This window comes from Bradyrhizobium sp. USDA 4506 (genome assembly GCF_054058795.1).
Window position 1 is genome coordinate 5,115,446 of the sequence record NZ_JBSSBM010000002.1, and the last position, 12,046, is coordinate 5,127,491.

A 12,046-nucleotide genomic window follows, 5' to 3' on the forward strand; every position below is an offset into this window, starting at 1 on the left:
GGGACAAGCCCGGGCATGACGAGTGTCCGCAGCTATAGCCCCGCCAGATAGTCCACCAGTGCGGCAAGGTCGTCGGGCGACGTTGCCAGCATCAGGTCGGACATGCCGGGATTGTTGCCGCGCGCGCGGGTGCGGAAATCGGCGATGGTCTTGGCGAGGTAGTCGCGCCCCATCCCGGCAAGCCGCGGCACGGTGCCGTCGCCCTGGAAGCGATCGAGATGGCAGGCCGGACAGCCGACCGAAGCGCTGGCACTGAGCGCCTTCGCCGCGACGTCCTTGGACGCACGCGGCTGGCCGAGGTCAGGCCACGGCTTCTGCGAAAAATATTCCGCGATCGCCAGCATGTCGTCGCGCTCGAACTGCGTCGCGATCGGCTGCATGATATCGCTCTTGCGATCGCCGCGCTTGAAATCGCGGAGCTGGATATAGAGATAGCCGGCCTGCTGGCCCCAGATCGTCGGAATGGTCTTGTCGACGGGCTTGCCGTCTTCGCCGTGGCAACCGGTGCAGACCTGCGCCTTCTCTTCGATCGTCTCCGCGCGCGCCTGTGACGCAACCAGCAACAGCGCGGCGCAGCAAATCATCCATTTACCGAACATTAGCTCATCCGAACAAAGCCGAAGCGGGACCGAACGGGTCCCGCCTCGCCGTCAATGTTTGCACGCGTGATGATACATCGCGCCTTGGCTCAGTCGAGCGTGAAGGCGATGATGTTGTTGCCACGCTTGAAGTCGACCTGGGTGTTACCGCCTGCGCCGACCACGACATATTGCTTGCCGCCAACCATGTAGCTCGACGGCGGCGCATTGACGCCGGCACCGGCGCGGAAGCTCCACAGCTCCTTGCCCGTGGAGGAATTATAGGCCGCGAACTTGCCATTGCCTTCACCGGTGAACACCAGACCGCCGGCGGTAGCCAGAATGCCGCCGATCATGGGTTCGGGTGTCTTGACCTGCCATTTGATCTTGCCGGTGTTGTAGTTTACCGCGGTGATGTTGCCTGACTGCTGTTCACCGGGGATTGCCGTGAAGGCTCCACCCAGCCACAGCTTGCCGTTCGGATAAGGCGAGCTCTCGACACGGTAGTGCATGGGCTGATGCAGGTTGATGGCGTAGGCCAGCTCCTGTCCCGGATCGGTCGCGATCGGCGACCATTCGACGCCACCATTGGCGCCGGGCAGCATGCGCGCGCCTTCCTTGGTCGGCAGCACCCACATATTCTCCTGCGGCACCATCGCCTCGGAGAAGCGGATCAGGCTGCAGTCCTTGCGATCGTGCACATAGATGTGCCCGGTCTTGCCGGCATGGATGACGCCGGGAATCGTCTTGCCGCTCTTGTCCTTGACGTTGACCAGCACCGTCGGGCTGACCGCGTCGAGGTCCCAGACGTCATGGGCGATGTACTGGAAGTGGCAGACATACTTGCCGGTGTCGAGATCGAGCGAGACCAGCGAATTGGTGTAGAGGTTGTCGCCGGGCCGGTTCGACCCGTCGAGGTCGGGCGACGGGTTGCCGACGACGAAGTAGATCCGGTTGGTCGCGAGATCGACCGACGGGTTCTGCCACACGCCGCCACCGAGCTTGGCATAGGGATCGCCGATCTTGGCGAGCATGTCCTTCTCGGCCTGGATATTGCGATGCATGTCACGGCCGGTGGCATCCTTGGTCGCCCAGACACCGACGGAGTTCTCCGGAATGGTGTGGAAATTCCAGAGCTGCTTGCCGGTCTTGGCGTCATAGGCGCGCACGAAGCCGCGGATGCCGTATTCGCCGCCATTGGTTCCGATCAGCACCTTGTCCTTAACCACGGTCGGCGCCATCGTCTCGCTGTAGCCGAGCTCGGGATCGGCGATGTTGGTGGTCCAGACCACCTCGCCGGTCTTGGCATTCAGCGCCATCAGCTTGGAATCAAGCGTCGCCAGATAGACCCGGTCGCCGAGCACCTGGACGCCGCGATTGTTGGGACCGCAGCAATAAACCGTGATCGGGCCCATCTTGTGGGCGTAGTGCCAGAGCTGCTGACCGGTCTTGGCGTCGAGCGCATAGACATGGCTGAACGACGTCGTGACAAACATCACGCCATCGACGACGATCGGAGATGTCTCAAGCGATTCCTTGACGTCGGTCTGGAAGATCCATGCGACGTGCAGGTCCTTCACATTGTCCCGGCTGATCTGCTTGCCCGGATAGAATCGCGTCTGGGCATAGTTGCCGTTGGTGAGCAGGAAATCCCTGCTGTTCTTGTCGGCGGCGTTGAGCTGCTCCTGGGTCACCGGAGAAACATTGGCGTTGCCGAGGACCGACTGCTTCTCCTGCTTGACTTCCTGCGCGATGGCGGCGCCCGACAACAGGCCAACGCCGAGCGCGGCGGCGAATGCCGCAATCCCTCTCACATACATATCTTCCCCCGTTATTTCTTGGTTGCAATATTAGGGATGCGTGTCTGCTACTTCCCTTCGAGGCCCGGTCGCCCTGGCGAGCCCGCAACCCGTTGCATGGCCTGGTTGCGCTGCAATAGACGATCAAAAAAGACGACGACAGGTATCGATGGATGGGTTCCATGTTAGCGCGGTCTTTCACAAAGACAACCGATGCGCTCAATGCGAAGCCGAAGCAGCATGACTTCGCACGATCGAAATGCAGCGATCGCGGGTTGGCCATCAAATCCGAGCGATATCGGGTGCTTCGGACGCCTTCACGCATCGCCGGGCAGATTTGCCTTCGCAGGCGCAGCACGCAAAATGAGACTAAGCGTCAAGCGACGGCATCGCGCGGGACGCCGCGCCGGCTGAGGCCCTGCATGGCTTACCAATAGTCGGCCGGCAACTCCCGGCTGCGCGGCGGATCGGCGCCGGGCCGCGTGCAGGTGAAAGCGGCGCATTTGCAGGCAAAGGACAACGCACGGGTCAGCTCGGCTGCGGAGACGTCGCGCAACTGCGGCTGCGCGATCCGGTCCAACCGATGCAACGCGGCGAGCAGCGCCGCCTGAAAGCTGTCGCCGGCGCCGATCGTATCGACGACGTTGACCACCGGCGCTTCGGCCGCGATCGGTCCTGCCTTGCGATGCCAGGCGCAAGCGCCATCATTGCCGCGCGTAATGACGACGAGCGATGCGCCGCCCGACAGCAGCGTCTCGGCCCGCGCAGCATGGGCCTCGTCACCGAACAGATAGGCGAAGTCGACGTCGGACATCTTTACGATGTCGGCCTTGCCGCAGAACGCCAGCATGCGCGCGCGATAGGCGTCCTTGTCCTTGACGAGGTTCGGTCGGCAGTTCGGATCGAGCGAGATCGTCACGTTCGGCCGCGCATCCTCGATCAAGGCCAGCGTCTCCGCCGCACCCTTGTCATGGACCAGCGTGGTCGAGCCGGTATGCACGCAGGTGACGCCGTCAAGCGCGACCGCATCGCGCCGATAGGTCCAGTTCCGCGACGCGGTGTCGGCGTCGTAGAAGGCGTATTGCGTCTCGGTGCCGGTGACGCGCGCAAAGGCCAGCGTGGCCTGGCGATTGCTCCGCGTGGCGCGACGAAGATCGACGCCGGACGCCGCGGCATGATCGGCGATCATCCTGCCGAAGGTGTCGGTCGAGATGCCGCCGACAAAGCCGGTGGGAACATCGAGCCGGGCGCTGCCGATCGCGATGTTGAGGCAGGAGCCGCCGACGGCGGGCGTCAAGGCCTCACGTCCATCCGCCGTCTTCGACGGCAGGAAATCGATCAGCGCATCTCCGCAACTCAGCAGCATGGGGCAAACCTTACGTCGGCGCTTCGCCGGGCGCCCGCCTCATCGCCTCGCGGCTGTCGCGGTCAAGCTCTCGCAGCATCTTGTGCACGCCGCGCTTCTTGCGGTGGAACTCGGCGAGCTCCGGCCTGGTCCGCTCGCTCAACCGCCCAAGCGCCGACATGCCGGCCATCGCCGCATTGATCGAGTTGTGCGCGCCGCTGGCGACCGCGCCCAGCATCGCGGCGCCGAGCAAGACGGGTTCTTGGGTCTGCGGCAGTGCCACCGTGTAGCCTGTCGTGTCGGCCATGATCTGGCGCACCAGGGGGCTGCGACTCGCGCCGCCGCCGATCACGATGGTCTTGCCGTTGACGGCATGCGCCTGCAACGTGTCGATGACGTCGGCAAGGCCATAGGCCAGCCCGCACAGACCGGCGATGAACAGCCGCTCCAGCGCCGACGCGTCGGTGTCGAGATCGAGCCCTGCGATCACCGCGCGCGAGCCGGGATCGGCATAGGGCGAACGGTTGCCGAGGAACTCCGGCAGAACGTGAACGTTGCGCGCGAGCAACGCCGCAGCACCGGCATTGCCGCTGCGCGCCAGGATGCGCCTCTCGAGATATTCGATGACGTCGACGCCGTCGGTCTTCGCCTCGAGCGCAACCTCGGCATGCGCCGGATGCGACTTGAGCAGGTGATCGATCGCAGCGCCGGCCGCGGATTGGCCGCCCTCGTTCAGCCAGAAGCCCGGCACCATGCCTTCGAAATACGGACCCCAGACGCCGGGCACGAAGCAGGGATCGACCGTCGTCGCCATGATGCAGGCCGACGTTCCCATGATGTAGGCGAGCCGTTGGCAAACATCGACCTCGGCGCCGGAGCCATCGCGGCCGCCGATCGCGCCGACGCCGCCGGCATGGGCATCGATCAGGGAGGCACCGACCGCGGTTCCCGGCAGCAGGCCGAGATCGCGCGCGGCATCCTCGGACAGCCCGCGACCGAGCGGCGAGCCGGGCGGCACGATCTCGCTGCCGATCCGCCCAAAACGGTCGGCCGCGAGCGCCTCGAGCCCGACCCGCTTGAAAAAGGATTCGCTCCAGCCGCCCTCGCCGGCGACATAGGTCCATTTGCAGGTGACCGTGCAGGTCGAGCGCGCCAGCGAGCCGGACGCGCGGAATGAGAGATAGTCGGCAAGATCGAAGAAATGCCCGGCGGCCTCGAAGGTCGCGGGCAGATGCCGCTTCAGCCAGAGGATCTTCGGGATCTCCATCTCCGGCGAGATGGCGCCGCCGACATAGCGCAGCACCTTGTCGCCGGTCGCGTTGACGAATTCGGTTTCATCCATCGCGCGGTGATCCATCCAGACCACGACATTGCGCGCGGGATCGCCCGACGGGCTGACGGTGAGCGGCCGGCCCGCCCTGTCGAGCACGACCAGCGAACAGGTCGCGTCGAAGCCGATGCCTTTGACGTGTTCGGCGGCAACCGCAGCCTCCCGCATCGCACCGCGCACGGAGGCGACGCAGGCCGCCCAGATGTCATCGGACGATTGCTCCACGATATCGCCGGGCTCGTGCCAGACCCGGATCGGATGCCGGGCCGACCCGAGCAGCTTCCCCGACTCGTCGAACACGCCCGCCCGGGCGCTGGTGCTGCCGACGTCCACCCCGATATAGGCTTGCCGCATGACCGCTCTATCTTCCGTTGAGCACGCTCCCCGGGCGCAAGCCTACCAGCAAGTGTAGCCGCCATCGACCAGAACGATGCTTCCGGTCATAAGGCTGGCCGCCTCGGACGCCAGGAACAGCACCACGGAGGCGATCTCGTCAACCTGCCCCATCCGCGCCATCGGGGTTCCACCGATCCAGGCGTCGTACATTCTGGGGCTGTTCTTCACGAAGGCGTTCAGCGGCGTCTCGATATAGGTCGGCGCCACGGCGTTGACGCGAACCCCGCGCGCGCCCCATTCGGCGGCGAGCGATTTCGTCAGGTGATGCACCGCGGCCTTGGAGGCGTTGTAGAAGCACTGTTCCTGCGGCTTGTTGACGATGAAGCCGGACATCGAGCCGACATTGACGATGGTGCCGGATTTCGCCTTCAGCATGTGATTGCCGAAGGCGCGACAGCACCAGAAAGTGCCGTTCAGGTTGACGTCGATGACGTTGAGCCAGTGCTCGTCGGTCACGGTTTCCGCCGGCGTCTCGCTGCGGGCGATGCCGGCATTGTTGACGAGAATGTCGACCTTACCGTACTTGCCGACCAGTTCGTCGGCGACCGCGGCGACGCGACCGGAATCCGTCACGTCCATCAGCGCGATGTCGGCGTCAAAGCCCTTGGCCTTCAGCGCCGCCTGCGCGTCATTGGCAACCTTGGCGTCGCGATCGCCGATGATGACCTTGGCGCCGGCTTCGGCGAGCGCCTCGGCGCAAGCGAGCCCGATGCCCTGACCCGCGCCGGTGATGATGGCGGTCTTGCCGCCGAGCCTGAATTTTTCGAGGTACATTTTCTTCTTCCTTAGCTTCTTTTTGAGCATGATCCGTTCGGAAAACCGCTTCACGCTTTGCGCTAACGCGGCCCTCCGGGTCCGGATCATGCTCTACGCGTGAATCGATTTTCCGCTGTCGTCGAAACGGTGGATGCGCGCCGGATCCGGGATCAGCGACACCCGGTCGCCGGGATGCAGATCAAGCTCGCCGACATAGCGCGCGGTCAGCATTCCCAGCGGTCCGGCGTCGACATAGAGGAAGGTGTCGCTGCCGAGATGCTCGGCGACCGAGACGGTGCCGTGCCAGCCGCCCTGCCCGTCGCGCTCGACCCTCAAATGCTCGGGCCGCACTCCGATGGTCGCGGCGCCCTGCTGCTTGGCGATCTCACCGGTGACGAAATTCATCTTCGGCGAGCCGATGAAGCCGGCGACGAACAGGTTGGCCGGCTTCTCATAGAGCTCGAGCGGCGAGCCGTATTGCTCGATCTTGCCGCCGTTCAGCACCACGATCTTGTCGGCCATGGTCATGGCCTCGACCTGGTCGTGGGTGACGTAGATCGCCGTGGTGCCGAGCTGCTTCTGCAACCGCGTCACCTCGAGCCGCATCTGCACGCGCAGCGCGGCGTCGAGATTGGACAGCGGCTCGTCGAACAGGAACGCCTTCGGCTCGCGCACGATGGCGCGCCCGATCGCGACGCGCTGGCGCTGGCCGCCGGAGAGCTCGCGCGGCTTGCGGTCGAGATAGGGCGTCAGATTGAGCGTCGCCGCGGCGGCCTCGACCTTGCGGTTGATCTCGTCCTTGGCGATGCCGGCCATCTTCAGGCCGAACGCGATGTTGCCGCGCACGCTCATATGCGGATAGAGCGCGTAGGACTGGAACACCATCGACAGCCCCCGCTTGGCCGGCGGCACGTCGACCACATTGCGTCCATCGATCAGGATAGCGCCGCCGGTGACATCCTCGAGCCCCGCGATCAGCCGCAGCAGCGTGGTCTTGCCGCAGCCGGACGGGCCGACGAAGACGACGAAGGAGCCGTCGGCGATGTCGAGGTCGGCGCCCTTGATGATGTGGACCGGCCCGAACGATTTTTGCACACCCTGCAGCGTAATCTGACCCATGGCAAAACGCCTTTCTGCTACTTGACCGCGCCGAAGGTCAGGCCGCGGACGAGCTGCCGCTGACTGAACCAGCCGAGCACGAGAATGGGCGCGATCGCGAGCGTCGACGCCGCCGACAATTTCGCCCAGAACAATCCTTCCGGGCTGGAATAGGACGCGATGAAGACGGTGAGCGGCGCGGCCTCGAGTGTCGACAGATTGAGGGTCCAGAACGCCTCGTTCCACGCCAGGATCAGATTGAGCAGCAACGTCGAGGCCAGCCCCGGCACCGCCATCGGCGTCAGCACATAGATCAGCTCGCGGCCGATCGTGGCGCCGTCCATCCGCGCCGCCTCGAGGATGTCCTTGGGGATCTCCTTGAAATAGGTGAACAGCATCCAGATCACGATCGGCAGATTGCCGAGGCACAGGATGAAGATCAGGCCGGAGCGAGTGTCGAGCAGGCCGAAGGTGCGGTAGATCAGATAGATCGGCACCAGCACGCCGACCGGCGGCATCATCTTGGTCGAGAGCATCCAGAGCAGCACGTCCTTGGTCCGCTTGGTCGGCGAGAACGCCATCGACCACGCCGCCGGGATCGCGATCAGCATCGCGATCAGCGTAGAGCCGCCGGCGATGATGATCGAATTGAGCGCATGGTGGAAATAGTCGCTGCGCTCCTGCACCGCGGCGTAGTTCTCGGTGGTCCAGTGGAAGAACAGGAACGAGGGCGGGATCGCGAACGCCTCGAGCTCGGTCTTGAAGCTCGCCAGCACCATCCAGAGGATCGGGAAGAAGATCAGGAAGCCGACCAGCCAGGCCGCCACCGTCGAAATGACCTTGCGCCGTGTCGTGACCATCCGCGCCATGACGTTACGCCTCCAGATTCCGGCCGACGATACGAACGAGGAAGAAGGCGACGATGTTGGCGAGCACCACCGCGACCAGGCCGCCCGCCGAGGCGCTGCCGACGTCGTACTGGATCAGCGCCTGCGAATAGATCAGGAAGGCGATGTTGGTGGTCTGCAGGCCGGGGCCGCCGCCGGTGGTGACGAAGATCTCCGCGAACACCGTGAGCAGGAAGATGGTCTCGATCAGGATCACCACGGTGATCGGGCGCGCCAGATGCGGCAGCGTGATGTAGATGAAGGTCGAGATCGCGCTCGCGCCGTCCATCTCGGCGGCCTCCTTCTGCTCCTCGTCGAGCGATTGCAGCGCGGTCAGCAGGATCAGGGTCGCGAACGGCAGCCATTGCCAGGAGATGATCAGGATCACCGAGAACAACGGCGCGTCGTTGAACCAGTCGATCGCCGGCAGCCCGAACAGATGCGCGATCCAGGCGAACAGGCCCGACACCGGATGCATCAACAGGTTCTTCCAGACCAGCGCGCTCACCGTCGGCATCACGAAGAACGGCGCTATCACCATCAGCCGGACGATCGATAGCCCGACCACCTGCTGGTCGAGCAGCAGCGCCAGCGGCACGCCGAGGATGATCGTGATCGCGAGCACCGAGCCGACCAGCACCAACGTGTTCTGCAACGAGGCGAGGAAGGCCGGATCGGTCAGGAAGTAGCGGAAATTCTCCAGCCCAACGAATGATTCAGAGCCGGGATCGAGCAGATTGTAATGCAGGGTCGCGAAATAGATCGTGAGCGCCAGCGGCACGATCATCCAGATGAACAGCAGCGCCACCGCGGGCGTGAGCAGCGTGCGTGCAAGCAGTTGGGTCTGCTGGGTCGCCATCCCCGCCTCCTTCTCAAGGAAAGGAGCGACCATCCCGCTGCGGGACAGGATGGTCGCAAGTGGCCCAGCTCGGGAGGTCTAAGCTGGTCGGGCGGCCAAGGCGGCTGTCGCGCCCCGGCTTTGTTTCAGGCGTGCTCTACTTGATGTAGCCCGCGCGCTTCATTTCGCGCTCGGTCACGGACTGCGCAGCGGTGAGCGCCGCATCGACGGTGGTCGAACCTGAGAGCGCCGCCGAGAACTGCTGGCCCACCTGGGTGCCGATACCCTGGAATTCAGGGATCGCCGCGTACTGCACGCCGACGTAAGGCACCGGCTTCACCGTCGGCTTGTTCGGATCGGCGGCATCGATCGAGGCCAAGGTCAGCTTGGCGAAGGGGGCGACCTTCAGATAGTCGGGGTTCTTGTACAGCGAGGTGCGCGTGCCCGGCGGCACGTTGGCCCAGCCTTCCTTCGCGGCGACGAGCTTGGTGTAATCCTTGCTGGTCGCCCAGGCGATGAACTTCTCGGCCGCCTCGACCTTCTTCGAACCGGCAGGAACCGCGAGACTCCATGCCCACAGCCAGTTGGCGTTCTTGCCGAGCCCGGTGTTCGGCGCCAGCGCAAAGCCGACCTTGTCGGCGACCGTGGATTCCTTCGGATTGCTGACGAACGACGCCGCCACGGTGGCATCGATCCACATCGCGCATTTGCCGGCGTTGAACAGCGCGAGGTTCTCGTTGAAGCCGTTGGAAGAGGCGCCGGGAGGGCCGGCCTGCTTCATCAGGTCGACATAGGTCGTCAGCGTCTTCTTCCATTCCGGCGAGGTGAATTGCGGCTCCCACTTCTCGTCGAACCAGCGCGCGCCGTAGGAATTGGCCATCGCGGTCAGGAACGCCATGTTCTCGCCCCAGCCGGCTTTGCCGCGCAGGCAGATGCCGTAGACGCCGGCGGACTTGTCGGTCAGCTTCTTGGCGGCGTCGACCACGAAGTCCCAGGTCGGGCTCTCCGGCATCTTCAGGCCGGCCTTGTCGAACAGGTCGGTGCGATACATCACCATCGAGCTCTCGCCGTAGAACGGCGCGGCGTAGAGCTTGCCGTCGACCGAGACCGCATCCTTGATCTTGGGCAAGAGGTCACCGACGTCGTAGTCGGCGCCGAGCTTGTCGAGCGGCACCAGCCAGTTCTTCTTGGCCCAGATCGGCACCTCATAGGTGCCGATGGTGAGCACGTCGAACTGGCCGCCCTTGGTGGCGATGTCGGTGGTCACGCGCTGGCGCAGCACGTTCTCCTCGAGCGTCACCCATTTGACGGTGATGTCGGGATTCTTCGCGGTGAATTCGCTGGTGAGCCCCTGCATGCGGATCATGTCGCCATTGTTGACGGTCGCCACCGTCAGCGTGGTCTGGGCGATCGAGGGGGCAGAGATCAAAACAGCAGCCGCGCCCGCAACGGCGCAAAGGACGTTTTTCAAGGTGACCTCCCTTATGTCACGTTGAGCATATGCCCACGTGTTGAGCGTATGTTCACTCTGTCGCCAAACTTTGTCAAGCGCGCGGGAGCGCCGTCCCGCGCGTTCGCGGGTTCCACTGCACGCTGGAATGGAGGTGTCTGCGGAGATGAAGAAGGGCGCTGAGACCCAGAAGGCAACTTGATTTGCGGCCACAGCGGGACTGCGCTCCCTCGCCCCGTTCTTACGGGGAGAGGGTCGGGGTGAGGGGCTCTTTCCGCGCATACGAAGCGGACGAATGCGCGGAGACTCCCCCTCACCCGGATCGCATCTCCGATGCGATCCGACCTCTCCCCGCAAGCGCAGGGGTGTCCGGGGAAATTCAGGCATAGCGGAGCTCCATCTGGTCAGGTGAGATGGTTGATTTCCGACGGCTGGGGTTGATGGGCGGAGGTTTGTCGATGGCAGCGAGGGATCGACGCGTGAGCAGGAGCTGGCCGACGAGTTCGGCGAACCTGAGCGGGAGCATTTTGATGCAGTTGGTGTGAGCGGCGATGCGCAGCAGCAGGTAGGCAATCATCGCAGCGAGCACCTGAAGGCGGATCGCGTTGTCGTTGGCGCCGAGGAACTTGCGAATATCGAGATGCTGCTTGATCCAGCGGAACAGCAGCTCGATTTGCCATCGGCTCTTGTAGAGGGCGGCGATCTCGACGGCGCTACGGGCAAGGTCGTTGGTCAGGAGTGTGATCTTGCCGCCTTTCTCGCGTCTGATCTTGATGCGGCGGAGCGGGATTGGAAGGCGCGAATCGCCCTTGCTGGTGAGCTTCACCTCGTCATCGGCAAGGATTTCGAAGCCATCCCCGTTACGCTTGCGGATGGCGCGATGCCTGAGCGAGCGAAGACGGATGCTCGTCTTCGCCCGGGTAACGAAGAAAGCCTTGCTATCATTGATCTTCTGCCACCAGTCGAAACGGCAATAGCCCTTGTCAAACACATAGGTGGTGGCGGGCTGGATTGGGGTCTGTCGGCCGATCTCGATGTCATTGACGTTCGCGGCCGTCATCTCGACGCAGGTCGGGACATCGCTCCTTGGGTCGTAGACGACATGCAGCTTCATGCCGCGGATGCGGCCGTTCCACGTCGCCCAACTGCAGACCTTGCCGAGCGGGATCGGACTGGCGTCGATCACCGATGGCGCGTCGCCAGCTGCGGAGTGAAGGCATGGAGATGGTGCGTCTCCGACAGCGCCGCAAAGGTTTGCGCGAAAATGCCGATCGGACGGCGGGCATTGGCATCGGACAACGTCGAGCGCGACAGCTTGCCGGTTCCCAAGTGATAGTGATGCTGCGAATTGGCGTTGAAGCCAGTCACCACCCCGCGCAGACTGCTGTTGCCGCTAAGCTGGGCATAGATCAGCGCCACCAGATGATCCCAGCTCCTGAACGACTTGTCGTAGGCATCCCCGTCCAGACGATCCACAACCGTCTGAAACTGCCGTCGATTGATCGGTTCAAGCAGCCTTCCAAAAATGCTACCGCGATATCGCATGCTCGGCCCTCTGTGTCTCGACAA

At 63.9% G+C, this 12,046-nt stretch carries 9 protein-coding genes and 1 pseudogene; all 10 read right to left on the bottom strand.

Features of this window, described 5'->3' with window-relative positions:
- Nucleotides 1–32: 32 nt before the first annotated feature.
- On the bottom strand, nt 33–599 hold the full coding sequence (locus ACVIHF_RS26425; protein ID WP_456792782.1) for a c-type cytochrome: 567 nt from the start codon (nt 597–599) through the stop codon (nt 33–35).
- A gap of 89 nt (nt 600–688) precedes the next feature.
- The gene (locus ACVIHF_RS26430) at nt 689–2,398 is read right to left on the bottom strand and encodes an outer membrane protein assembly factor BamB family protein (RefSeq protein ID WP_456792783.1); all 1,710 of its coding nucleotides are present in this window, start codon (nt 2,396–2,398) and stop codon (nt 689–691) included.
- A 406-nt stretch (nt 2,399–2,804) separates the two neighbouring features.
- The gene (locus ACVIHF_RS26435; RefSeq protein WP_057019232.1) at nt 2,805–3,743 is read right to left on the bottom strand and encodes a carbohydrate kinase family protein; all 939 of its coding nucleotides are present in this window, start codon (nt 3,741–3,743) and stop codon (nt 2,805–2,807) included.
- Between the two features lie 10 nt (nt 3,744–3,753).
- Nucleotides 3,754–5,406, bottom strand: a complete 1,653-nt coding sequence (locus tag ACVIHF_RS26440; RefSeq protein ID WP_310880213.1) for an FGGY-family carbohydrate kinase — start codon at nt 5,404–5,406, stop codon at nt 3,754–3,756.
- Between the two features lie 42 nt (nt 5,407–5,448).
- On the bottom strand, nt 5,449–6,222 hold the full coding sequence (locus tag ACVIHF_RS26445) for an SDR family NAD(P)-dependent oxidoreductase (protein WP_057019317.1): 774 nt from the start codon (nt 6,220–6,222) through the stop codon (nt 5,449–5,451).
- Nucleotides 6,223–6,315: 93 nt separating this feature from the next.
- Nucleotides 6,316–7,323 (bottom strand): ABC transporter ATP-binding protein, encoded by a 1,008-nt coding sequence (locus ACVIHF_RS26450; RefSeq protein WP_028352159.1) that lies wholly within the window; start codon nt 7,321–7,323, stop codon nt 6,316–6,318.
- A gap of 17 nt (nt 7,324–7,340) precedes the next feature.
- The gene (locus ACVIHF_RS26455) at nt 7,341–8,171 is read right to left on the bottom strand and encodes a carbohydrate ABC transporter permease (protein WP_253607235.1); all 831 of its coding nucleotides are present in this window, start codon (nt 8,169–8,171) and stop codon (nt 7,341–7,343) included.
- A gap of 4 nt (nt 8,172–8,175) precedes the next feature.
- Nucleotides 8,176–9,048 (bottom strand): carbohydrate ABC transporter permease, encoded by an 873-nt coding sequence (locus ACVIHF_RS26460; protein WP_024583852.1) that lies wholly within the window; start codon nt 9,046–9,048, stop codon nt 8,176–8,178.
- Nucleotides 9,049–9,184: 136 nt separating this feature from the next.
- Entirely contained in the window at nt 9,185–10,498 is a 1,314-nt protein-coding gene (locus ACVIHF_RS26465; protein ID WP_253607234.1) for an ABC transporter substrate-binding protein, read from the bottom strand.
- A gap of 358 nt (nt 10,499–10,856) precedes the next feature.
- Nucleotides 10,857–12,022 (bottom strand): annotated as a pseudogene (locus ACVIHF_RS26470) (IS4 family transposase).
- Between the last annotated feature and the right edge of the window lie 24 nt (nt 12,023–12,046).